Here is a 21,879-nt window from a genome sequence, read left to right on the forward strand (position 1 = left end):
GGGGGCACACCCAATCCCCTGTTTGAGGGGAGTCCGCCGGCGCCGCGCCCCGGGCGGGGGCGCGGCGCCGGCTGCCGTGCGTCAGGCGTCGGCTTCCCAGGGCTTCATCCAGCTGTCCATGGCGCGCTTGAAGGCGGCGTGCTCCGCGCGCAGCCGCGCGTTCTCGCGCTCCAGCCTGTCCAGCCGGTCCTCGGTCCTGCGGTCCTCGGTCCTGCGGTGTTCGGGCTGCGGCGGCGGGGTGTGCCCGAGGCGGGCCGAGATGACCCGGCGCTGTGGGGCCGGCCGGTCCTGATCCGGCGCGGACAGCGGCTCACCGGGGCCGGAGTCGCTGTTGAGGATGGAGTACTCCAGCTCGCGCAGGCTCTCGCCGGGCTCAAGACCCAGCTCCTCGGACAGCTTCTTGCGGGTGGTACGGAAGAGTTCGAGCGCCTCGACCTTCCGCCCCGACCGGGACAGCGCCAGCATGAGCTGGCCGCAGGTCTTCTCCCGGAAGGGGTGCTCGGCGACGAGGCAGGCCAGTTCCCCGACGAGCTTCCGGTGCCGGCCGAGGGCCAGCTCCAGGTCGTAGCAGTCCTCCAGGGCGGCCAGCCGTTCCTCGTGGAACTTCGTGGCCAGCGACTCCGCGAGCCGGCTGTCCAGGCCGGAGCCGATCAGGCCACGCCACAGTCCGAGGGCCTGGCGCAGCACATCCACCGCTTCCCGGGTGGATCCGGCGTCGGCGGCCGCCCGGCCGAAGAAGGTGAGTTCCTCGAACTCGCTGAGATCCAGCGCCCCGCGGGGGACCAGGATGCGGTAGCCGGAGCCGTATGTCTCGATGACGGTTCCCGGCCGCTTGTCGGCGAACAGCCGCCGCAGGCCGGAGACGCAGATGCGGACCTGGTTCTTGGCCGAGGCCGGTGGCGAATCGTTCCAGATGGCGTCGACCAGCCGCTCGATGGCCACTACATGATTCGACTCCAGCAGCAGGATGGCGAGCAGTGCTTGTTGCCGCGGCCCGCCCAAGCGGATGTTCTCCCCGGCGAACTCCACGGTCAGTGGCCCGAGTATTCGGAAACGGAAGTCTTCTGACATGGGTAATCCCCCCTCGGCACGATGCATGACCATGATCAAGATCGCACCGTTCACTGGTCGCGCCCCCTGCTATCTCACTACATCCCCGCGGCTTGTGTCGGGCCCGGCGCGATTCTCAGCCGTCCCTGGCGCTGTCACCAGCACGGCAGGAACTTGAATCCGGCGCAGTGGTTCAGGCCCAGCCGGTCCTGCAATTCGTCCGAGAGCGAGGCCAGTTGCTCCAGTCCGCGGGCGTTGGCCAGCCGCCCCATGTCGAACCCGCGCAGGCCCGCCCGGTTGACCAGTTCGATGACCGCCAACTTGGCGTCCTCGTCGTCCGAGGCCACGAACACGTCGAGCAGCACTCCGTCCAGCTCTCCGGCGTAGAGGACGGACGCGCCCGTCGTGTTGAACGCCTTGACCACGGATGCCTCCGGGATCGCCGCGGCCAGCAGTTCCGCCGCGCTGACCGCCGTGGGCGTACGCGTTGCCAGGGGCGCAACCGTTGCCATGGGCGCGCCCATTACCGCGGGCATGCCCGCTGCCATGGGCGTACGCGCTCCGCCCGGCCCGCCCGCCCCCGCGCCGGACCCGTCCGCCGGGTTGGCGACGTCCACGACGACCTTCCCCGCCAGCCGACGGTGTTCCACAGCGGCCAGCAGCAGCGACTCGCGGTGCGGCAGGGCGAGCACGATCAGGTCGGCCACCAGTGCCGTCGCCACATCCGCCGGAACCACCAGTCCAGCCGCGCCGTCGCTCACCTCGGCGGCCACCCGCCACGCGGCCCCGTGGTCCCGGTCGGCCAGCAGGACGGTCTCGCCGGCGAGGGCCAGTCGCCGGGCGACGGCCCGGCCCATCGCTCCGGCCCCGATGATGCTGTGGTTCATCCGGCTTCTCCTGGTCCACGAGGTCCGCCTGCGGTCCCCGCGTACGGACCCGCTGCGCGGTCGGTGCTCCGCGAGCCTCGACCGGCCGACGATGGGAAGCAATCCCGCAAATTGGGGGTGCGGGCGGGAAGCGCGCCGGGTGCGCGGCGCCGTCCGAGCGGGTCGCGCCGCGGACCCCCTCAATTGAGGGATGGCGCATCCGGCCCGTAAACAGGAGGATCGCCGGGTGAGCAAGCCCATCGGTTCCCAGATCCTGTCCGGCCGCGACGAGTTGCTCGACCGCGCCGCGCGGGCGCCTGACGCACTCACGATGTTCGCTGAGGCGTCGCGCTACCTGCGCCGGCTGATCCCGTACGACGCCGCCGTCTGGCGCGCGACCGACCCGGTCACCGGGCTGATGACCGCGCCGATCCGGGCGGAGAACCTCGATGACGAAGGCTGCGCGGTCTATTGGGGCTGCGAGCTGTTCACCGAGGAGGTGAACCTGTTCCGCGATCTGGCGCGCGCCGAGGTGCCTGTCGCCAGTCTGCGGGAGAGCACCGGGGGCCTGCCGACCCGCAGCATGCTCTACCACGACTTCATGCGGCCCCGCGGGCTGGACGACGAGCTGCGGGCCGTGCTGCGCGTCGGCGGCCGGCCGCGCGGCCACATCAGCCTGTTCCGGTCGAAGGGCCGCAGCGCGTTCGACCCGGCGGACGCCAGGCTCGTCGAGGGCCTGGTCACTCCGCTGGCCAAGCGGCTGCGCTCGTTCGCCCAGCCGGTCCCGGAATCACTGACCGACCCCCCGACGTCCGCCGAACACGGCCCGGGGCTCCTGCTGTTCGACGCGCGGGGCACGCTGATCTCCGTCAACGACGACGCCCGGCAGTATCTCGAAGACCTGCCGGACGGCCCGTCCACGGCCACCGCCCTGGGGGTCAGGGTGCCGGCCTGGATCCACAGCACGGCCACCCAGGCCCGCGCGATCGCTCAGGACCGAGGGCGCGGCACCGCCCGGGTCCGCACCCGGACCCGGGCCGGCCGCTGGCTGGTCTGCCACGCGTCCTGCCTGCGCGAGGCGGGTGGCGCGCTCGGCGCCTCCGCGGTCGTCATCGAGCCGGCGAAGGCTTCGGAGATCGTGCCGCTGATCGCCGAGGCCTACGAACTGTCCGACCGGGAGCTGGAGATCACCCAGTACGTCGCACGGGGGCTGCCCACCGGCGAGATCGCGAAGCAGCTTTTCCTGTCCCCGCACACCGTGCGGGACCACATCAAGGCGGTCTTCGAAAAGGTGGGGGTCTCCAGCCGGGGCGAACTCGTCGGCAGACTCTTCACCGAGCACTACGCGCCGCTGGCCGAACGGAGAATCGTCAGAGTCGTGGACAACTGACGACTCGTTGAATCATGGATGACCCTGAGCGCCCGCCGGAATCCGGCGGGCGCTCAGGCATTTCCGGCCGTACGGCCGGCGACAACGCTCAGTGATATCCCTCCGAAAACAGATCAATACTCGACCGCTCCATGATTGTCCTAATGGATCCGCGGGGCCGGGGGACTGCGAAGTTCGCCGGCAGTGGAGCAGCGCACTCGCCGACGGGTAACGGCCGGCGGATTACCGGGGAACGGCCACCGGCCTCTCCGATGCTCCTGACGTGCGCGCGACGTGCGCGGATCACTACGTCGGCTCACCAATTCTGATGTGACCGAAGGAGAGGGCCTCATGGCGCTCAATACCTCATTCGCCCGCCAGGTTCGACTGAAACGTCTGCACCGCCACGCGCCGGACCGGCTCTTCATCGTGCCCCTCGACCATTCGGTCACCGACGGCCCGGTAACCGGCGGCAATCGCGTCAACCGACTCGTCGGCCGACTCGCCTTCAATGGTGTGGACGCGGTGGTGCTGCACAAGGGGAGCCTGCGCCATGTCGAGGCCGAATGGTTCACCCGTACCTCGCTGATCGTGCATCTCAGTGCGAGCACGATCCACGCCGCCGACCCCAACGACAAGTACCTGGTCGCCAGTGTCGAGGAGAGCCTGCGGCTCGGCGCCGACGCGGTCAGCGTGCACGTCAACCTCGGTTCCCGCGAGGAGAAGCAGCAGATCTCCGACATGGCGGCGGTGGCGGACGCCTGCGACCGCTGGAACGTTCCGCTGCTGGCCATGATGTACCTCCGCGGCCCCAAGATCACGAATCCCGCGGACCCCGACCTGGTGGCGCACGCGGTGACGCTCGCCGCCGACCTCGGCGCCGACCTGGTCAAAGCGCCCTACGTCGGTTCGGTGTCCGCGATGGCCGATGTCACCAGCGCCGCGTCCGTACCGGTCATCGTCCTCGGCGGCCCGCGCAACGACGACGAGGGCGAGGTGCTGACCTACGTCGAGGACGCGCTGCGCGGCGGCGCGGCGGGCGTGGCGATGGGCCGCAACGTCTTCCAGGCCCCCGATCCGGGCGCGTTGGCGTCCAAGCTCGCGGATCTCATCCACGGCGACTTCCCCGCCGACGTGCGCTGACCCCCGCCTGGCGCCGCCCGGTTCCCCCTCTCCACCTTCCAACTGTCCGCCTCGTTCCGCGTGTTCACTTGCTCGTCTGTTCCGCTGTTCCGCCTGGAACAGAACCCCATGAGGAGTACTCCGTGAAGCTCAGCTGGCTCGACATCCGCAAGCCCCACGAAGCCAAGGCCGCCATCGTCCAGGAGGCGCTGCACTACCGGCTGGACGGAGTCGTCGCCGACGATCCCGCCGAGTTCGAGCAGCTTCCGCCGACCGTGCAGAAGGTGCTCTTCCCGCAGGGCAGGCCGCTGCCGGAGGACTTCGGCAGCGCCGACGTCGTCATCGTCGACCCCGCCGTGCACGGCGAACCCGCCGAACTGGCGCTGCGGCACCCCGAGGTGGAGTTCGGCCGGTTCGTCGAGATCATCGACGCCGACACGCTGGAGGACGCCTGCCAGTCGGCCCGTACCGAGAAGTGGAGCCTGTTGCTCTTCCGGGACCCCACCAAGATCCCGCTGGAGATCGTGATCGCGGCGGCGGCCAAGGCCACCGGCAGCATGATCACCATCGCGCAGGACGCCGAGGAGGCCGAGATCATCTTCGGCGTGCTGGAGCTCGGCTCGGACGGCGTGATGATGGCCCCGGCGAAGGTCGGCGACGCGGCCGCGCTCAAGAACTCGGCCGAAACCGAGTCCCCGAACCTCAACCTGACCGAGCTGACGATCGTCGAGACCACCCACATCGGCATGGGCGAGCGGGCCTGCGTCGACACCTGCACGCACTTCCGGGAGGACGAGGGCATCCTCGTCGGCTCGCACTCCAAGGGCATGATCCTGTGCGTCAGCGAGACGCACCCGCTGCCGTACATGCCGACCCGCCCGTTCCGGGTGAACGCGGGCGCCATCCACTCCTACACGCTGTCGAAGGGCGAGCGCACCAACTACCTGAGCGAGCTGAAGGCCGGCAGCAAGGTCACCGCCGTCGACGTCAAGGGCCAGACCCGGGTCGTCACCGTCGGCCGGGTCAAGATCGAGTCCCGCCCGCTGATCTCCATCGACGCGGTGGCGCCCAACGGCCAGAGCGTCAATCTGATCCTGCAGGACGACTGGCACGTGCGGGTGCTCGGCCCCGGCGGCGTCGTCCTCAACAGCACCGAGTTGAAGCCGGGCGACATCGTGCTGGGCTACCTGCCCACCGAGGACCGGCACGTCGGCTACCCGATCAACGAGTTCTGCCTGGAGAAGTAGGCCGGACCGACTCCGCCGGCCCCGCACCGGCCGACCGGACGTCTCACCGCCGTGGCGCCCGGGCCCCCCCCCCCCCCCCCCCCCCACGGCCCCCTCCCCGGGGACGAAACACCCCTTACCCTGCGTTTCTTGTCACACCGCAATCGCCGGGAATTCCCGGTTCCACCGCAACCCCTCGCCCCGGCCGGGACTCTCTAAACGCGACAGAGATCCCACCGGAGGTTTTCCCGTTGAGCAGCACACGCCCGCGCAGCCAGTTCCGCCGCCCTGCCCGTAACACCGCGATAGCCGGCGGCGCGGTCCTCGCCGCGGCGCTCACCGCGTGCTCCGGCAGTGCCGCCCCGGGCGACGGGCCGGGTGACGGGAAGCAGCGGACCGCGATCTCGGTGAACCTCTCGGGCAAGCAGGCCGAGGCGGGTCAGCCGGTGCGGGTGACCCTCGCCGACGGCAAGCTCAAGCAGGTCACGGCCACCGACGCCAAGGGCGCCCGGCTCGACGGGAAGATCTCCGCGAACGGCAGGACCTGGACGTCCGCCCGTAAGGCCGCGCCCGGCACCCGGTACCGCGTCGAGGCGAAGGACACGGACGGCGGGAGCGCCACCGCCGGCTTCGGCACAGCCGCTCCCGACAAGGTCAACAAGCTGGCCCTGGTGCCGGGCAAGGACAGCACGGTGGGCATCGGCCAGCCGCTGTCGGTCGTCTTCGACCACCCGGTGAAGAACAGGGCCGAGGTCGAGAAGCACCTCAAGGTCAGCACCTCCGACAAGACGGAGGGCTCCTGGGGCTGGATGCAGGACTGGTCGGGCAAGGACAGGGTCGACTGGCGTCCCAAGGAGTACTGGAAGCCGAACACCAAGGTCACCCTGAAGGCGGACCTCAACGGCGTCGACTCGGGCACGGCCGGCGGCTGGTTCGTCCGCGACTACGCGACCGGCTTCACCGTCGGCGAGAACCAGATCGTCAAGATCGACCTCGACCAGCACCGGCTGAAGCTGCTGCGGGACGGCAAGCAGATCAAGGACGTCCCGATGTCGGCCGGCACCCCCGGCGGCGAGAAGGCGTCCTGGCGCGGCAAGACCGTGCTGATGGCCAAGGAGGGCACGATCAACATGCGCTCCGAGACCGTGGGCCTGGGCGACTCCTACGACAAGATGGTCGACGACTCGATGCGGCTGACCTGGTCCGGGATGTACGCGCACGCCGCGCCCTGGAACGCCGGCTACTTCGGCAGCGCCAACAAGAGCTCCGGCTGCATCGGCATGAGCGACGCCGACGCCAAGGGGATCTACGACCAGGTGCGGGTCGGCGACCCGTTCGAGGTCACCGGCAACGATGCCAAGGGCACCCAGGCGATCAACAACGGCTACGGCGAGTGGAACCTCTCCTGGTCCGAGTGGCAGACCAAGAGCGCCCTGAGCTGAGCCAGCCTCCGGTCCGGACGTCATCGGTCCGGACGTCACCGGACCCGGGCGGTCCGCCGCGGTCGGACCGAAGCCCGGGGGCTGGTGTGCAGCCCGGGGGCCAGCGTCAGAGTGACCGCGAGGGAGAGCGCCGCCATCACGGCCATCGCCGTCGCGGGCGAGGTGCACTGGGCGACCGCCCCCGCGAGAGCGGCGCCCACGCCCTGCATCGTGAGCATGCCCGAGGCGTGCAGCCCCAGGGCGTGCCCGCTCAGCTCCTCCGGCGTCAGGGCCATCAGCCGCTCCTGGAGCAGCAGGCTCGCCGAGAAGCCGGTCGAGGCGAGTACGACGGCGGCCACCGCGAGGGGCGGCGTCGGGCGCAGCGCGAAGATCAGATACGGGGCGGCGAGCAGCAGGCACAGCGGGACGCCGAGCCGCTCTCTCCACCGCCGGGGGACGAACCGGCCGGTCAGGGTGTCCCCGGTCAGCATGCCGAGTGCGGCGAAGGCGAAGAGCAGCCCCGAGTGCCGGGGCGCGTAGGGCACGTACAGGGACTCGCAGCCGACGATCAGCCCGTTGGGCACCCAGAGGGCGAGGTAGACGTGGCGGCGCGGCCCGGAGGACCAGAGCCGCGCGTTGTTCCGCCAGGTGTCGGTGACCGACGGCCGCCCGGTGGCCCGCGGCGGCCGGCTGCTGAGCCCGAAGCGGGCGACGGCCGCGGCCACGAGGTACAGGGCCGCGCCGGTCAGCAGCGCGCCGCGCGGTGACAGGGTCGTCACGAGTACGCCGCCGACCGCGAACCCGCAGATCTGCAGAATGCCGCCGGACATGTTGAACGCGGAGCGGCCGAGTGGATAGCCATCCCGCGCGAGGATCTCGTTGAGCAGTCCGTAGCGCACTCCGCCGCCCAGCGAGCCGATCACCCCGAGGCCCAGGAGGACGGCGAAGGAGGCCCACACGGGCAGCCCCGGGACGGCCTGGGCCGCGGTACCGAGGGCGAAGAGCAGCGTCATGCCGGTCAGCGCGGCGCGCGGCGGCAGCCGGTCGGCGGCCGAGAGCAGCGTCGTCGCGCCGAGCACCTGGGCCAGCGAGGGGCCGAACATGGCGAGGGCGGAGAGCAGCGGCGAGCCGGTCGCCACGTAGATCAGCGTGCCCAGGGCCAGGCCGCTCACCGTCTGGGCGGCCACCTGTGCGGAGGCGGTCAGGAAGAGCGGGGTGAACTCCGGTGTACGGAAGAGCTCTTGATAGGTGCGCATGGCCGGAGTCTCAGTGCCCCCGCCGGCCGGGCGTTACTGTTTCGCGGGGAGGCGAAACGATGGGCTGGTGGCTGGTCAACGCGGACACCCTCGCGGGCAGCCGGTTCGTCGTCTCCCCGCTGGCCGAGGCCACCGCGAGCCTGAAGACCCTGGAGCGGGGCACGGCCGCGCACCCGGGCGAGCGCGGGTGGCTCGACGCCCACCGGCCCGCCTACCGCGAGCGGCTGGCCGCCGACCCGGTCGCCGCGCTGCTCGTACGGACCGGCCTGGGGCGCAGCTGGAACGCGACCTTCCTGACCCCCACACCGATGGGCGAGGGCGAGCCGGAGTTCCGGCAGGAGCTGGCGCGGATCCGCGAGACACCGGCTGAGGCCGCCCGCGCGGACCTGGAAGTGTCCTCGACGCCCCGAAGAGCACGACGCAGCTCGTCGCCCTGACCGGCCAGGGGCTGGGATCGGTGGGCCGCCACCTCAAGGTCCTGCTCGACGCCCGGCTGGTCCGGCGCCGGCGCGCGGGGCGGTCCGTGCTCTATTTCCGGACGGACGCCGGGGAGGTCCTGGTGCGGGCGCAGGGCGGCGGCTGAGGGCTCGTCCGGCGGGTCGGTCGCCCGGGGGGCTCGCGGCCTGGCCGAGCAACGATGTCGCTGTGCAACATGCTGTCGGCGGCCCGGGCGGCGGAAAATTAGTGGAGTCGCTGCGACCATGGCTGTCAGCCTCACGATCATGAACAGCCCCAAGGCGAGCAGACGCTAACCACCGGTCGACCGGTGGCTGACCCGCTGTCGTTCTGGGCGGTGGCCGTCGTTTCGGTGCCGGCCGTCATCGCGATCGCGCGGGCGATTCCGGGCGATCGTCCGGACTCCACCGGCACGAGCGCACGCGGGGAACTGCGTGTGCTGGCCGGCCGCGAGCTCTCGTTGACCTTGCTGACGATGGCGCTGGTGCAGGGCGCGACGTTCTGTACGTTCACCTACCTCGCGCTGCTCGTCACCAACGTCACCGGGTTCGGACCCGGTTGGGTGCCCGGTATGCTCGCGCTCTTCGGGGTGGGCGCGTTCGTCGGTGTCACCGTCGGTGGCCGGATCGCCGATGCGCGGCCGGTCACGCTCCTGGCGACCGGCATGGTCTCGCTCGCCCTCGGCTGGACCGCGCTCGCGCTGACCGCCGGGAATCCGGTGGCCGCGATCGTGCTCGTCTTCGTCCAGGGGATGCTCGCGTTCGGCACCGGACCGGCGTTGATCTCGCGGGTCCTCCAACTGGCGGCCGATGCGCCGACGCTGGCCGGTGGGTTCGCCACAGCGGCGTTCAACGTGGGTGCCACGATCGGTCCGTGGGCCGGCGGTCTCGCGATCGGCGCGGGATTCGGCTTTCGTTCGCCGGTGTGGGTGAGTGCGCTGCTGATGATCCTCGCGCTCGCCGTCATCGGTCCGGTGCTGGCGATGCGGCGCGCTCCGGCGCGTCGTCGCGAGGAGGTTCTAGCGGTGTAGCCCGATCGCCGCCCCGGCAGGCCGAGCCCGTACGGCCGCTCACCGTCGCCGCCCGTACAGATCCGTCAGCAGCGCGACAGCCGCGTGCGTCGCCGGGTGGGGGTCATGGCGTCGCCAGATGAGCCGCACCGGGATGGGGGCGGCGTCGCGCAGCGGCCGGGAGACGATGCCGTCGCGCCGGTACTGGGTGACGGTGCTCTCGGGGGTGATGCCGACGCTGCGGCTGGAGGCGATGACGGCGAGCCAGTCGTCGATGTCCTGGGTGTACTCGACCGCGGGGCGGGGGCCGTCCGGCCAGAGATCGACTGTGGTGGTTCCGGTGCGCCGGTCGATGAGCAGGGTCCGTTCGCGGACCTCGTCCAGCCGGATCGAGCGGCGTCTGGCCCAGGGGTCGTCGGCGGCCAGGACGCAGTAGCGGCGCTCGTGGCCGACTACGGCGCCGGCGAAGCGGCGTTCGTCGAAGGCGGCGCGCACCACGGCGAGATCGCAGATGCCCTCGGCCAGGCCGCCGGTGGCGGAGTTCGTACGGATCAGGTGCAGCTCGATGTCCGGGTACAGGGTGGCCCAGCGGCGCTGGAATTCCGGGGTGTGGCGGCCCATCGCCGACCAGGCGTGGCCGATGCGCAGCCGGGTGTGGCCGGTGGTCGCTTCGGCCACCAGGTCGTCGGCTTCGGCCAGCAGGTGTCTGGCGCGGGCCAGCACCTGCACGCCCGCGGTGGTGGGGGTGACGTTCCGGCTCGTGCGATGCAGCAGCCGGACGCCGAGGACTTCCTCGAACGCGCCCAGCGTGCGGGAGGCCGCCGCCTGCGAGACGCCCAGTTCGATCGCGGCGTCGGTGAAGCTGCCGGTGTCGACGATCGCGACCAGGCAGCGCAGATGACGCAGCTCCATATTCATAACCTCAGCGTATAGATGAGCGCACGTATGCATTGTGAGCATGCGTGCGGCGCCGCGCATGCTCCGTCGCATGAATCCGTCTGCACGCGAGTGAATCCGTCCGTACGCGAGCGGCGGTCCGAAGTCGCCGCCGCCCCGGGCCGTTCTCCGGGCCGCCACACCGGTCTGGCGATGATGTTCGGCAGCGGGCTGTCCAACCAGGTCGGTGCGGCCACCGCCGCGCTGGCCTTTCCGGTGATCGGGCCGGCCGGGGTGGTGGCCGTACGGCAATGGGTGGCCGGGATCGTGCTGATGGCCGTCGGCCGTCCGCGGCTGCGCTCGTTCACCTGGCGGCAGTGGTGGCCGGTGCTGTCGCTGGCGGTGGTCTTCGCCACGATGAACCTGTCGCTGTACACCGCGATCGACCGTATCGGCCTCGGTCTGGCGGTGACGCTGGAGTTCCTCGGGCCGCTGGCCGTGGCGCTGGCCGCCTCCCGGCGGGCGGTCGACCTGATCTGCGCGCTGATCGCCGGGGCCGCCGTCGTCGCCTTGACCCGGCCGCAGCCGGCCACGGACTACCCGGGCATCGCCCTCGCCCTGCTGGCCGCCGTCTGCTGGGCCTCGTACATCCTGCTCAACCGCACCGTCGGCCAACGGCTGCCGGGCGCGCAGGGATCGGCCGCGGCGGCCGGGCTGTCCGCTCTGTTCTATATCCCGGTCGGCATCACGGTCCTCCTCCGGCACCCGCCGACCGCGGGGGCGCTCGGCTACGCGGCCGCCGCCGGCGTCCTCTCCTCGGCGGTTCCGTTCCTCGCCGACCTGCTCGCGCTGCGCCGGGTCCCGGCCCGCTTCTTCGGGGTCTTCATGAGCGTCAACCCCGTACTGGCGGCCCTGGTGGGCCTGCTCATCCTGGACCAGTCCCTCCAGCCGGTCGAATGGCTCGCCATCGCGGCGATCGTGGCCGCCAACACCGCCAGCGTCCTGACCGCCGGCCGCGGGACGGCGGAACAGCGGGACAGCCCGCGCCGGCCACAGCTCTGAAGGCACCCGCCGAGCGGAGAAGAGAAGCTCCGCCGACCGATGAGTTCGCAGCGCGGGAGCGGTCTGTACGGGTGAAAATTGAGGAAACACCTCACGCACGAGGGAGGTACCGATGACCACCGACGGATTCACCACATGCCTGTGGTTCGACGGACAGGCTGAGGAGGCGGCGAACCACTACGCCTCGATCTTCAAGAACTCCAGGATCGGAGCGGTCGGCCGCTACACCGAGGCTGGTCCGGGCCCGGCCGGCAGCGTTCTGGCCGTCGAGTTCGAAGTCAACGGCCAGAAGTTCGTCGCCCTGAACGGCGGACCGCAGTTCACCTTCAACGAAGCCGTTTCCTTCCAGATCCACTGCGCCGGCCAGGACGAGGTGGACTACTACTGGGACAAGCTCTCCGCCGGGGGCCAGGAGGTCGCCTGCGGCTGGCTCAAGGACGTCTACGGAGTGTCCTGGCAGGTCATCCCCAGCGTGCTCATCGACATGATCAGCGACCCGGACCCGGAGAAAGCACAACGGGCCACCGAGGCGATGCTCTCGATGACCAAGTTCGACATCGCCGCACTCCGGAAGGCACACGCCGGCGAATAGCCAGCCCACGCGGCGGTCAGCACAGCCGTGAGCTCCCGGACGGGCGGCAGCCCTGCCCGGGAGCCCGGCCGCGGGCGGTACGGGCCCTCGGCTCGGATCAGGTGACGCTCAGCTCGGCCGGTGCCACTGACCGGATCCGGCTCCCGTACTCGTCGCGGTGATCAGTGTGCGCACCAGTGGATGTGCCGCAGGTTCTTCACGTAGCGGGCCGGGACCCAGCCGAGCTTGTGGCTCAGCTCGTACCAGATGCGGTTGCCGTTGATGTTCTGGCCGTTGACCTTGCAGCGGAGCTTGATGTACGAGCCACTGCGGAGGCTGCCCACCACGGGCGAGTGGGTGGTGGGCTTGCTGCGGATGTTGAGCGAGATACGGGACACCACGTGACCGTTGTTGCCCCATGCCGCAGCCTGCGCTGCGGGCTGCGAATGCGCGGGCTGCTCGGCGGAGACCGCCGGGGCGACCCCCATCAGACTCAGGGCGAGTGCACCGGCGGTCAGGGCGACAACCGTCTTTACGTTTCTCGACACGGGATCTCCTCACTGGGTGGCAAGGCGGTGATCTCCTTGCTCCACCTCACTATCAGCGCGCCTCCCGCCCGCGCCGAGATGCCATACCGCCGTATCACCCGGAAGGCCCACGAGCGGGTTCGGCAGCTTGCGTTCGCGGGTGTCACAGCAGGTCGGAGCGGAGAACGTCAGTTCTCCGGGCGCGCGGCGCTCCCCACCGCGGCACCGTGGCGAACCTGGAGGAGTCGTCCACGGGCTGAGTGGCCAGGGCGCTCGCGCGGGCGTAACAGGTATGCGGGTCCGCCGGATCGATACCTCTCGATTGATCACTCGATCAGGTGATCATGAGGTCCGGTATCCCCTGCTGAACGGCGGGAGTTGTGAGACTAGGAGTCCGCATGGTTTCGGGCCATCGGCCGTATGCGCGGGCCGGTGCCGATCGGGGAGGGGCCCGCACATGTCTGTCGGTAAGAGTGGTTCGGGGAGTGACCGCAGGTCGGGGAGTGACCTTGGGACGGAGGCGGTCTATCTGGCCGCCGGGCTGGCCGATCTCGCGCTCAGCGGCGCGGGGTCGGTCCTGCGTGGCCTACGGGGAGCGCTGGGGCGATCGGACCTCGCCGAGTTGGCTCAGGACGGGGAGGACGACCTGAAGGTGCGCGGCCGGCTGGCGGTCGAGCGGTACGCGTCCGTGCCCGAACCTCATCTTGAGTTACTGGCGCAGCGCGCCGCCGCCCGTCTCGGTGCGCGCGATGCATCGCGATGAACGATGAATGAGGACCGGCACGAGGCCGCTGCCTTCAAGGCCCGGGTCGACGGGGAACTGAAGGCTTTCGTGGACCAGGAGATCCTGCATCTGGTCGCCATCGACGAGCAGTTGGCACCGCTGGCCGAGCAGTTGCGCACGGTCACGGTGGAGGGCAAGCGGCTGCGGGCCGCCTTCTGCTACTGGGGCTGGCGGGCGACGGGGCAGCCGGACTGCGACGAGATGGTCAGGGCCGCCGCCGCGATGGAGCTGGTTCACGCCGCCGCTGTCGTCCATGACGACATCATCGACGACAGCCCCGTACGGCGCGGAGCCGCCACCGCCCACATCGCACTGCGGGAGCCCCTCGCGGGCCGTACCGGCCGCGAGGCCGGGGGCAGGGCGCTGGCCATGCTGGCCGGGGACCTGCTGATGTCCTGGGCCGGGCAGCTGTTCACCTCGTGCGGCCTGCCCGCGGCGTACCTGGGCCGGGCGCGCCCGATGTGGGCGACGCTGGCCCGTGAGCTGGTGGCGGGTGAGGCCCTGGAGATCCTGCGCACCAGAGCCCGGCCGCGGGCCGACAGCTCGCTTCAGGTCATCCGCTACAAGACGGCCAAGTACACCGTGGAGCACCCGCTGCACATCGGCGGCAGGCTGGGCGGCGGGCGCGCGGCTCTGATCGAGACGTTCAGCGCCTATGGGCTGCCGCTGGGCGAGGCGTTTCAGCTCCGCGACGACCTGCTCGGGGTCTTCGGCGACCCCCTGACGACGGGGAAGTCGAACGTCGACGACCTCGTCGGTCACAAGCCCACCGCGCTGCTGGCCACGACCTGGGCCGCCGCCACCGCGGCCGAACGCAAGGTCCTGCGCGGCCTGCTCGGCCGCCGCACCCTGGGTCAGGAGGGCCTTGAGCAAGTACGGGACATCATGCGGCGCACCGGAGCCGTCGAGCGGATCGAGGCGCTGATCGCCGAACGGGTGCGAGCCGCCGGCGCGGCGATCGACCGGGCCGCCCTGCCCGCCCCCGCCACCGCGGCGCTCACCCGTCTGGTGGGCTCAGCCGTCGCCCGCCAGTCATGACGACACAAGCATGACGACACGAGGAGAAACGACCGTGCCCTACACGCCCCAGTCCATGGAAGCTCTGCGACAGGTGGGCGACGAACTCGCCGACGCGACGGTGGCCACCCTCTTCGAGCGGGGCGAGGTCGGCAAGTTCAACACGCTCATGCGCTGGTTCTCCCAGGCCGGCCAGGACCTGCCGGACGGGCTGCCCGAGGTGGCCCGCGAGTACTTACACGCCACCAGCGCGCCGCCGTCCTGGGTGGACTGGGGCGAGATGGAGAAAGCCCGGCTGTTCTTCATCGACAACAATGTGCACATCTCCACCGCGCTGTCCTTCGCGGCGATGCCCGCCTGCTACGTCGTCCCGCACGTCGCCAAGCTCCTCAGCTCCACCCACTCCCTCGCGTACCCCTCCCGGCGGATGGCCGAGACCGGCCAGTTCACCGTCTATCTGATGCGCCCCGACGCCTTCGAAGCCGGCAGCCGCTTCATCCCGGCCGCGCAGAAGGTCCGGCTGCTGCACGCCTCCATCCGCCACCACCTGCGCCGCGAGGACCGCTGGGACGTGCCGAAGCTGGGGGTGCCGATCTGCCTGGAGGACATGATCGGCGGCCAGATGATGTTCTCCATACAGGTCCTGGACGCCCTGCACCGGCTCGGCGTCCATATGTCGGCCGACGGCGCGCGGTCGTACTTCTACGCCTGGCGGGTGGTCGGGGCGATGCTCGGCATCGACCTCGCTCACATGCCGGCCGACCTGGAGAGCGCACGCCAGTTCTCCGACCTGTACATGACCCGGCACATGGGCCCCTCCGAGGACGGCGTCAAGCTGACCCGCCAGTTGATCGACCTCTACGAAGAGGTCGTCCCGGGCACCGTGTTCGACCCGGTGGTCTCCGCCCTGATCCGCTACCTCATCGGCGATACGGCCGCCGACTGGCTGGAGGTGCCCCGCTCGCCCTGGGACTCCGCCATCAAGGCCGCCCCCGTGCTGCTGGGCGTCCTCGAACGCCTGGAGGACAACTCCCCGCTGGCCGCGTGGGCGCTGGACCGCCTCGGTGGGCTGACCACCAACCTGGAGCTCAGTTCCCTCACCCGCGGCCGTGTCATGCAGTACGCCATCCCCGAGCAGCTCAAGAGCGAATACGGCGTCGCCTCCAGCGCGTCACGCACCGACCGGTGGACCCCTCCCCCGCTGTCGGAGGAGCCGACCGTCAGGGAGGGCCGCTGACAGGCGTCAGCCCGACGCCGTCGAGACGGGGTCGGCAACGCGGATGAGCCCGTCGGTGACGATCTCGGCGCGCAGTCCGCCCCGGTGGATGAGGCCGCGCAGCACGCCCGGACGCGTCAACTGCTCCAGATGCAGGCAGGGTTCGCTCCGGGCGATGCCGCGCAGCGTCACCGCGCCCACCCGGAACTCGCGCCCGACCAGCGGGCCGAGCCGGACGCCGCGGCAGACCAGGTTGCGGCGGGCCTCGCCGGGGAGGAGCGCGACGCCGGTGTCCAGGGCCAGCGCTTCCAGCGCCTCGGCTTCGATCAAAGTGATGTCGCAGCTGCCGGACGCGCGCCCGACACCGCTGAACCGGGGGCGGGGGCCCGGACCGGAGGTGAAGTAGCGGTCGCCCTCCAGCCCCCGCGCGCCGACCGCGCGCGCCGAGTCGACGGCGACCATCCGCGCGCCCGCCGTGGGCGCGAGGTGGATGGAGGAGAGGACGCCGACGGTCACCGCTGCCGCACGAAATTGTCGTCGATGGCGTCGAGCGTGCGGAACCGGTCCACGGTGAGTGTCTCCAGCGGCAGTTCGCGGCCGATGAGGTCCTCCAGCAGCAGGATGAACTCCATGAAACCCAGCGAGTCGATGAGCCGGTTGTCGATGAGATCGAGGTCGCGGGGGATGTCGTCCAGCTCCGGGTTCCTGGCGTGCAGCCAGTCGATCACGGGTCGGAGTGCGTCATCCATGGCGGGTGCCCCCTTCGCTCGGTGACGGTGCGCGCGCCGCCGCTGCGGCCTCCACGTACTCCTGGGCGACCGCCGCCGCGTACTCCTGCCGGAAGCGGTCGAGTACGGCCCCGACCGGTCCGGTGTCGAAGACCCGGTCGCACGAGCGGCCGCAGTACATGGCCATCTCCATGACCCGGCCCCGGGTGCCCGCCGACGGGGCCACCGCGCTGTACCGAGGGATGGGGAAACTGCGGCCCCGCGCCTCGGTCGTGGCGATGAAATAGGCGGGCCGGCGGTCGGCCGCACCCGTAGGTCCGGTGAGCGGGTTGCGCAGCACGCGGTGCGGCCGGCCCGGCCAGCCGATGTCGAACAGGGAGGTGACGACGGTGTCGTGGGCGGTGGCGGCGGCGACCCGGCGTTTGTAGGCCGGGTGCGCGTCGGATTCCCGGGCCGGTACGAACAGGGTGCCGGCCAGCGCGCCGTCCGCTCCCCGGGCGAGCGCGTGGGCCAGGTCGGCGCCGGTGGCGATACCGCCCGCCAGCACCAGGACGGCGCGCGGGTACCGGGCTCGTACGTCGCTCAGCAGGCTCAGCCCGGGGGCGGTGCCCAACAGATGGCCACCGGCCTCCTCGCCCTGGAGCACCAGGACGTCCGCCCCGTACTCCAGGGCGCCGTCCGCTTGGGACGAGCTGCCGACTTGCACCACCGTGCGGTGGCCGGACCGGGTGACCTCCCGCAGAAGATCGGGGGCGGGCAGGCCGAAGAAGGTCACGAAGCCGTGCGCGGGCAGGTGTTCCAGGGCCGCCCGCACCTGGGCGCGGCAAGCGACGGGGCCGGTCACCTCGGGGATCACGTTGACGCCGAACGGGCGGGCGGTCGCGGCCGCGGTGTTACGTACGAGCCGGGCGACGCGGTCCGGGGGCTCCCGGTACAGCGCCAGCGTGCCCCCCGCGCCGGCCTCGGACACGGCGGCGCACAGCTTCGGCCCGGCCACCCCGCCCATGCCGGCCTGCAACAGCGGCAGGGTCAGCCCGAGGGCCCCGAGAGCCGGGTTCACTGTGCGGCCCCGGCCCGGAGAACGGCGGTCCGCGCGGTGGCGAGATCGCCGTCGAAGAGCTCACCGAGCGCGTGCACCCAGCGCTCCAGGCCGAAGGCGACGCAGCCGGTGAACGCGGGCCGGTCCCGGAGGCTGATGCCGCAGCGCTCGCCGAAGAAGTTGCGGTGGTTGTTCATGGACGCCACCGCGGTGCCGTCGGCGTGTACGTACTCCTCCTTCACCGGTGCGAGCAACTGGGTGAAGGCCCGCGATCCGTCCCGCTCGAAGAAGGGGTCGGTGGCGGGCTGCCGCCCCAGTACGAGGCCGAGTCCGCCGGCGAAGGCGGTGAGGGCTTCGTGCTGGAGCGCCAGATGGCGGCGTACGTCGTCCGCGGACCCGATGCAGACGATCTCCCGCATGGTGAACCCCCACAGCCGCCGCAGTCCGTCGTAGCGCTCCTCGTTGCGGAAGCAGCGGGCGGCCGTGGTCAGCAGCACCGGCCCGGCGTCGACCGCCGAGCCCGCCAGGTGCAGGAAGCCCGCGTAGCAGGCCGCCGAGGGCAGCACATGCTCCGTGTCGGTGACATCCCGCGCCGGGATCGTGGCGACGGTCCGCGCGGTGCAGTACGCGGCGTGCCGCTCGGGCCGGATTCTGGTCACGACCGTGCCCAGATGGGGGAAGTTCCGGAAGTAGTCCAGGCCGGCCAGGTCGGCCGCGCGCAGTAGCGGCGGGAAGGTCAGCTCCTCGGCGCCCGCGGCCGTTCCCCACCCGGTGAAGACGTCGTCGAGCGCCCGCAGCAGCCGGGTCGCGGGGCCGCCGAGCACGGCGAGCCCGTCCCGCGCGGACCAGCCCGCCGCCTGGGCGCGGCCGGGCTGCGGGGACATCGAGGAGGTGGGCGGCATGCGCGCTCCCATCGGGGTACCGGGGTCGGGGCGATCGGGCGGTGGTGGCGGGGTCAGGGAGTCGTGGCGGGTCAGGAGGTCGTGACGGGGGCAGGAGACTGTGGCGGGTCAGGAGGTCGTGACGGGGTCAGGAGACTGTGGCGGGTCAGGAGGTCGTGACGGGGTCAGGAGACTGTGGCGGGTCAGGAGGTCGTGACGGGGTCAGGAGACTGTGGCGGGTCAGGGCGGGGTCAGCGCGGGTGAACACTCCGATCCCGGTGAGGAAGTCGGTGGTCTTGCGGAGGACCTTGGCGTGCGCCGCGCGCCGGGCCGGGTGGGCGAGCAGCCGCTGCCGCAGGGCGAATCCGTCGGGGATGCCCGCGTCGGCGTACGCCCGCGGGTTGTAGAGCGAGGCCACGCAGCCGGAGATGTACCGGTCGAGGTAGTCGCCGGCGGCCCGCCGCTCCTCCTCGCTGATCCCGGAGCGCAGCACCTCGTCCCAGAGGAGCTGGACGAGGCGGCGGCCGAAGGCGATGTGCCGCGACTCGTCCTGGTGGTGCAGCCGGTTGATGTGACGGATCGTGGGGTGCAGCCGGTCGTCGTCGGCCAGGTGCGTGTTGTAGTGGTCGACGATCTGCTCGAAGACCAGGATGCGGGCGAAGACCAGGAAGTTGGCCATCCGCGCGTCCCGCGGCTCCGAGGTCTTGAGCTTCTTGTCGGCGTAGACCTTGCCGCCGTACTTGCGGCAGAAGGTGGCGAAGAACCACATGTGGTCGTTCTCCTCGCCGATGAAGTGGTGGAAGAACTCGGACGGCACCTCGAAGCCCGGCGTGTGAATGCGCTGCGTGACCTCGATGAGCAGCTCGCGGATGCCGTGCACGTTCAGGCTGTAGAAGTTGACGCTCTCCCAGCGGCTGAGCGCGAGCAGTTGCTCCCGGGACAGTGCGTCCGTCAGCTCCGTGCCGTGGACGGTCATCAGCTCCGGGGACATCCAGTAGGCCGTCTCCGGGATCGTCTCGGGCCAGTCGAAGGTCGTGAAGGGGTTGTAGTACGAGTCCGTGGCCCGCTGCGAGAGCCGGTCCAGCAGCTCAAGGAACTCGGTGCGGCCCGGTGTCGGAGCGATGTCCATCGCCCGCCTCCCTTCCCTTCGCCGGTGCGGGGGTCCAGCGGATGGATTCCAGCAGGGCGCTGTGGAGTTCCGGAGTGCAGGCGGCCACGCAGGAGCGCTGGTTGGCGACGCTGAGATCCGTCAGGGCGGTTCCGCCGAGCGAATTGCCATAGGCGTCGGTGATGGTGACCGCCGCCTTCTCCGCGAGGAAGACGGCGGCGGCGATGTCGTACGGGAACAGGTGCAGCACCCGCCCGTTTCCGGCCCGCTGGAACTCCGGGAGCAGGTCGGGGTTGTCGCGCAGCAGCCGGTTGCCGATGTCGACGTAGGCGTCGAACTGCCCGGTGATCAGGCGGGATATGGAGTAGGTGGCGCTGCTGAGGACGAATACGCCGCCGGTGTTCGCCGAGGCGTCGATGAGGTGCCCGTACGCGTCGGTCATCAGGCGGGCGGGATGGCCGTTGAACTCGATGGACCAGAACATCCGGGTCAGGTCCGTGGTGGGGTTGAGCGCGGGCAGCGCGTACGGGAAGCCGCCGGCCGAGATGCCGTCCGTGTCCTGGTCCGCGTACAGATACGCGCCGCTCTTCAACTCCATGAGCAGCGCGTGTTCGACGTCGGCGAGGGTCGGGCGGGCCGTCGGGCGGGCTGCCGCGACGGAGACGCAGGCCGTCTCCAGGCCGGCTGCCGCCGGACGGGTGCCGTCGATGGGGTCGACGATCAGCAGATGCTCGGGCGAGCGGCCGTGGCTCCGCGGCCCGTGGTCCTCCGAGAGGACGGTCACCGGCAGGTCGTGCGCGGTGATGTACTCCCAGACGGCGGCCTCGGCCACGTCGTCCAGGCCGAACTGGGCGTCTCCGCCCGGCGAGTGGCCGCGCACCCGCCGGCCCTCGCTCCTCGACGGCATCCTGGCGACCCGGTCCCTGACGAGCGAGGCGAGCCCCAGCAAATACTCCCTCATGTGCTCGTTCGACTGCTCCTTCATGCCGCCTCCGCGGTGAACAGGGCGTCGAGCCGGTCGCACAGCAGGTCGGCCTCGGCCCGGGTGATGACGAGCGGCGGGCGGATCTTCACGACGTTCCCGCGTCCGTAGCGCGAGGTCCGCAGAATGAGCCCGTGGTCCATGGCGAGGCGCGCGAGGGCCAGGGCGCGGCCCGTGTCGGGGGCGCCGTGCGGATCGACGATCTCGATGCCGATCATCAGGCCGAGGCCGCGGACTTCGCCGATGCCGCGGTGACGGGTCGCCAGTTCCTCCAGCCGCAGCTTGATGTAGGCGCCCACCTCGCGTACGTGCTCCAGGAACCCGCGCTGGCCGATGACGTCGAGCGTCGCGACGGCCGCCGCCGCGGCGAGCACGTTCGCCCCGTAGGTGAACGAGTGGTATTCACCGCCCATGCCGGACAGCCGGTCGTCGGCGAGGATCGCCGCCACCTGCGCGCCCGATCCGCCGAGGCCCTTGGCCGTGGTGATGATGTCGGGGCTCACGCCGAAGTGCTCGGCGGCGAACATCCGTCCCACCCGGCCGATCCCGGTCTGCACCTCGTCGAAGATGAGCACGATGTCCCGCTCGTCGCAGAGGCCGCGCAGGGCGGCGAGATAGCCGTCGGGGGCCACGACGTTGCCGCCGCTCCCGGACACCGGTTCCACGATGAGACACGCGACGCTGCCGGAACTGGCGTGGTCGATGAAGTCGTTGATCCGCTCCACGCACAACAGGCCGCAGGTGTCCGGGTGCTGCTTGTAGAAGCAGCGCAGACAGTACGGGTCGGGGACGTGCACCAGCCCGGCCGGCTGCATCGGGAACGGCGCCCGGCGAAATGCCTCTCCGGACATGCCGGTCGTCAGCATCGTATTGCCGTGGTGGCTGCGGAACAGGCTGATCACATCGCGCCGGCCGGTGTGGAACTGCGCCATTTTCACGGCGCCCTCATTGGCTGTGGAGCCGCCGGAGACTTTCAGGTGGACCTTGGTCAGATTCGCCGGAGAGATTTCGGCCAGGCGGGTCACCAGGGCGTTCACGGTATCCGTCTGGAATGTCGAGGTGACGTGAATGAGCTGTTCCGCCTGTTCCCTGATGGCCTTCACCACTTCGGGATGCTCGTATCCGAGGCTGAGGTTGAAGGTTCCCGACGCGCAGTCGATGTACTGCTGGCCGTCGACGTCGTACAGATAGACCCCCTCCCCGTGATCCATCCGGTATTCACTGACGGGGTAGTAGATCAGGTCTTGGATGCGCGCGGAATCCCTCAAGTGCGCTCCTGGGCGGTGAGCGACGCGACGACTTGCCGGTGGGGA

22 protein-coding genes and 1 pseudogene are annotated in these 21,879 nt (G+C 70.8%); 11 read left to right on the forward strand and 12 right to left on the reverse strand.

All coding sequences use genetic code 11. From position 1 onward, the window contains the following. Positions 1-81 precede the first annotated feature (81 nt). Both QMK28_RS24745 and QMK28_RS24750 read right to left on the reverse strand, forming a co-directional pair. Positions 82-1,071: an AfsR/SARP family transcriptional regulator gene (locus tag QMK28_RS24745; protein WP_326441697.1), complete on the reverse strand. Its 990-nt coding sequence runs from the start codon at positions 1,069-1,071 to the stop codon at positions 82-84. Between the two features lie 134 nt (positions 1,072-1,205). Next, positions 1,206-1,937, reverse strand: a complete 732-nt coding sequence (locus QMK28_RS24750) for an NADPH-dependent F420 reductase (protein ID WP_326441699.1) — start codon at positions 1,935-1,937, stop codon at positions 1,206-1,208. Between the two features lie 310 nt (positions 1,938-2,247). Between QMK28_RS24750 and QMK28_RS24755 the strand changes: the two genes are divergently transcribed. From QMK28_RS24755 to QMK28_RS24770, 4 genes are all read left to right on the forward strand, one after another. Then, on the forward strand, positions 2,248-3,306 hold the full coding sequence (locus tag QMK28_RS24755; RefSeq protein ID WP_326441767.1) for a helix-turn-helix transcriptional regulator: 1,059 nt from the start codon (positions 2,248-2,250) through the stop codon (positions 3,304-3,306). 330 nt (positions 3,307-3,636) lie between these two features. Beyond that, the gene (locus QMK28_RS24760) at positions 3,637-4,428 is read left to right on the forward strand and encodes a 2-amino-3,7-dideoxy-D-threo-hept-6-ulosonate synthase (protein ID WP_326441701.1); all 792 of its coding nucleotides are present in this window, start codon (positions 3,637-3,639) and stop codon (positions 4,426-4,428) included. Positions 4,429-4,496: 68 nt separating this feature from the next. Further along, a complete protein-coding gene (gene griH / locus QMK28_RS24765; protein ID WP_326441703.1) occupies positions 4,497-5,654 on the forward strand; it encodes a 3-amino-4-hydroxybenzoic acid synthase in 1,158 nt (385 codons plus the stop codon). Between the two features lie 230 nt (positions 5,655-5,884). After that, entirely contained in the window at positions 5,885-7,075 is a 1,191-nt protein-coding gene (locus QMK28_RS24770) for a L,D-transpeptidase (RefSeq protein WP_326441705.1), read from the forward strand. 35 nt (positions 7,076-7,110) lie between these two features. On the opposite strand, the gene QMK28_RS24775 is transcribed toward QMK28_RS24770, so the two are convergent. After that, the gene (locus QMK28_RS24775) at positions 7,111-8,310 is read right to left on the reverse strand and encodes an MFS transporter (protein ID WP_326441707.1); all 1,200 of its coding nucleotides are present in this window, start codon (positions 8,308-8,310) and stop codon (positions 7,111-7,113) included. A 59-nt stretch (positions 8,311-8,369) separates the two neighbouring features. Here QMK28_RS24775 and QMK28_RS24780 point away from each other — a divergent pair. Continuing rightward, positions 8,370-8,893 (forward strand): annotated as a pseudogene (locus QMK28_RS24780) (hypothetical protein). A gap of 183 nt (positions 8,894-9,076) precedes the next feature. Then, positions 9,077-9,796, forward strand: a complete 720-nt coding sequence (locus QMK28_RS24785) for an MFS transporter (RefSeq protein ID WP_443050812.1) — start codon at positions 9,077-9,079, stop codon at positions 9,794-9,796. 39 nt (positions 9,797-9,835) lie between these two features. Here the strand turns inward: QMK28_RS24785 and QMK28_RS24790 are convergent, their stop codons facing one another. Further along, positions 9,836-10,693: a LysR family transcriptional regulator gene (locus QMK28_RS24790; protein WP_326441709.1), complete on the reverse strand. Its 858-nt coding sequence runs from the start codon at positions 10,691-10,693 to the stop codon at positions 9,836-9,838. 171 nt (positions 10,694-10,864) lie between these two features. On the opposite strand from QMK28_RS24790, the gene QMK28_RS24795 reads away from it, so the two are divergent. Both QMK28_RS24795 and QMK28_RS24800 read left to right on the forward strand, forming a co-directional pair. Then, positions 10,865-11,713, forward strand: coding sequence for an EamA family transporter (locus tag QMK28_RS24795; protein WP_443050813.1), 849 nt, complete (start codon positions 10,865-10,867; stop codon positions 11,711-11,713). Between the two features lie 112 nt (positions 11,714-11,825). After that, positions 11,826-12,305 carry a VOC family protein gene (locus tag QMK28_RS24800; RefSeq protein WP_326441713.1) on the forward strand — a complete coding sequence of 160 codons (480 nt, stop codon included), beginning with the start codon at positions 11,826-11,828 and terminating at the stop codon, positions 12,303-12,305. A 161-nt stretch (positions 12,306-12,466) separates the two neighbouring features. Here the strand turns inward: QMK28_RS24800 and QMK28_RS24805 are convergent, their stop codons facing one another. Further along, the gene (locus tag QMK28_RS24805; RefSeq protein ID WP_326441715.1) at positions 12,467-12,832 is read right to left on the reverse strand and encodes an SH3 domain-containing protein; all 366 of its coding nucleotides are present in this window, start codon (positions 12,830-12,832) and stop codon (positions 12,467-12,469) included. 436 nt (positions 12,833-13,268) lie between these two features. On the opposite strand from QMK28_RS24805, the gene QMK28_RS24810 reads away from it, so the two are divergent. Genes QMK28_RS24810 through QMK28_RS24820 form a run of 3 tightly spaced genes read left to right on the forward strand, consistent with a single transcriptional unit; the run spans position 13,269 to position 15,849 of the window. Further along, a complete protein-coding gene (locus QMK28_RS24810; RefSeq protein ID WP_326441716.1) occupies positions 13,269-13,574 on the forward strand; it encodes a polyprenyl synthetase in 306 nt (101 codons plus the stop codon). 3 nt (positions 13,575-13,577) lie between these two features. Then, complete coding sequence (locus tag QMK28_RS24815) at positions 13,578-14,633, forward strand: polyprenyl synthetase family protein (RefSeq protein WP_326441717.1); 1,056 nt, start codon at positions 13,578-13,580, stop codon at positions 14,631-14,633. A 34-nt stretch (positions 14,634-14,667) separates the two neighbouring features. Next, complete coding sequence (locus QMK28_RS24820; protein ID WP_326441719.1) at positions 14,668-15,849, forward strand: oxygenase MpaB family protein; 1,182 nt, start codon at positions 14,668-14,670, stop codon at positions 15,847-15,849. Positions 15,850-15,855: 6 nt separating this feature from the next. Here QMK28_RS24820 and QMK28_RS24825 read toward each other — a convergent pair whose 3' ends face one another. The 7 genes from QMK28_RS24825 to QMK28_RS24855 all read right to left on the reverse strand — a co-directional run bounded on the left by QMK28_RS24825 (position 15,856) and on the right by QMK28_RS24855 (position 21,834). Then, complete coding sequence (locus tag QMK28_RS24825; RefSeq protein ID WP_326441721.1) at positions 15,856-16,344, reverse strand: MOSC domain-containing protein; 489 nt, start codon at positions 16,342-16,344, stop codon at positions 15,856-15,858. Beyond that, positions 16,341-16,577, reverse strand: coding sequence for an acyl carrier protein (locus QMK28_RS24830; protein WP_326441723.1), 237 nt, complete (start codon positions 16,575-16,577; stop codon positions 16,341-16,343). Before QMK28_RS24830 ends, QMK28_RS24825 begins: the two co-directional genes overlap by 4 nt. Continuing rightward, positions 16,570-17,616, reverse strand: a complete 1,047-nt coding sequence (locus tag QMK28_RS24835; RefSeq protein WP_326441724.1) for an NAD(P)H-dependent flavin oxidoreductase — start codon at positions 17,614-17,616, stop codon at positions 16,570-16,572. The genes QMK28_RS24830 and QMK28_RS24835 overlap by 8 nt, the downstream gene beginning before the upstream one ends. Further along, a complete protein-coding gene (locus QMK28_RS24840; protein WP_326441725.1) occupies positions 17,613-18,497 on the reverse strand; it encodes a hypothetical protein in 885 nt (294 codons plus the stop codon). The genes QMK28_RS24835 and QMK28_RS24840 overlap by 4 nt, the downstream gene beginning before the upstream one ends. A gap of 145 nt (positions 18,498-18,642) precedes the next feature. Next, positions 18,643-19,605 (reverse strand): diiron oxygenase, encoded by a 963-nt coding sequence (locus tag QMK28_RS24845; RefSeq protein WP_326441727.1) that lies wholly within the window; start codon positions 19,603-19,605, stop codon positions 18,643-18,645. Further along, complete coding sequence (locus tag QMK28_RS24850) at positions 19,565-20,569, reverse strand: inositol monophosphatase family protein (protein ID WP_326441729.1); 1,005 nt, start codon at positions 20,567-20,569, stop codon at positions 19,565-19,567. The genes QMK28_RS24845 and QMK28_RS24850 overlap by 41 nt, the downstream gene beginning before the upstream one ends. Beyond that, positions 20,566-21,834, reverse strand: coding sequence for an aspartate aminotransferase family protein (locus tag QMK28_RS24855; protein WP_326441731.1), 1,269 nt, complete (start codon positions 21,832-21,834; stop codon positions 20,566-20,568). Before QMK28_RS24855 ends, QMK28_RS24850 begins: the two co-directional genes overlap by 4 nt. Between the last annotated feature and the right edge of the window lie 45 nt (positions 21,835-21,879).

It is taken from the genome of Streptomyces sp. H27-D2 (assembly GCF_035828615.1).
Taxonomy (GTDB): Bacteria; Actinomycetota; Actinomycetes; order Streptomycetales; family Streptomycetaceae; genus Streptomyces.

What these genes read in the sequence shown, in the direction of transcription:
- QMK28_RS24745 (WP_326441697.1), bottom strand. Translation starts at nt 1,071, where the DNA reads ATGTCAGAAGACTTCCGTTTCCGAATACTCGGGCCACTGACCGTGGAG.
- QMK28_RS24750 (WP_326441699.1), bottom strand. Translation starts at nt 1,937, where the DNA reads ATGAACCACAGCATCATCGGGGCCGGAGCGATGGGCCGGGCCGTCGCC.
- QMK28_RS24755 (WP_326441767.1), top strand. Translation starts at nt 2,248, where the DNA reads ATGTTCGCTGAGGCGTCGCGCTACCTGCGCCGGCTGATCCCGTACGAC.
- QMK28_RS24760 (WP_326441701.1), top strand. Translation starts at nt 3,637, where the DNA reads ATGGCGCTCAATACCTCATTCGCCCGCCAGGTTCGACTGAAACGTCTG.
- QMK28_RS24775 (WP_326441707.1), bottom strand. Translation starts at nt 8,310, where the DNA reads ATGCGCACCTATCAAGAGCTCTTCCGTACACCGGAGTTCACCCCGCTC.
- QMK28_RS24790 (WP_326441709.1), bottom strand. Translation starts at nt 10,693, where the DNA reads ATGAATATGGAGCTGCGTCATCTGCGCTGCCTGGTCGCGATCGTCGAC.
- QMK28_RS24795 (WP_443050813.1), top strand. Translation starts at nt 10,865, where the DNA reads ATGATGTTCGGCAGCGGGCTGTCCAACCAGGTCGGTGCGGCCACCGCC.
- QMK28_RS24800 (WP_326441713.1), top strand. Translation starts at nt 11,826, where the DNA reads ATGACCACCGACGGATTCACCACATGCCTGTGGTTCGACGGACAGGCT.
- QMK28_RS24810 (WP_326441716.1), top strand. Translation starts at nt 13,269, where the DNA reads ATGTCTGTCGGTAAGAGTGGTTCGGGGAGTGACCGCAGGTCGGGGAGT.
- QMK28_RS24815 (WP_326441717.1), top strand. Translation starts at nt 13,578, where the DNA reads ATGAATGAGGACCGGCACGAGGCCGCTGCCTTCAAGGCCCGGGTCGAC.
- QMK28_RS24830 (WP_326441723.1), bottom strand. Translation starts at nt 16,577, where the DNA reads ATGGATGACGCACTCCGACCCGTGATCGACTGGCTGCACGCCAGGAAC.
- QMK28_RS24840 (WP_326441725.1), bottom strand. Translation starts at nt 18,497, where the DNA reads ATGCCGCCCACCTCCTCGATGTCCCCGCAGCCCGGCCGCGCCCAGGCG.
- QMK28_RS24845 (WP_326441727.1), bottom strand. Translation starts at nt 19,605, where the DNA reads ATGGACATCGCTCCGACACCGGGCCGCACCGAGTTCCTTGAGCTGCTG.
- QMK28_RS24850 (WP_326441729.1), bottom strand. Translation starts at nt 20,569, where the DNA reads ATGAAGGAGCAGTCGAACGAGCACATGAGGGAGTATTTGCTGGGGCTC.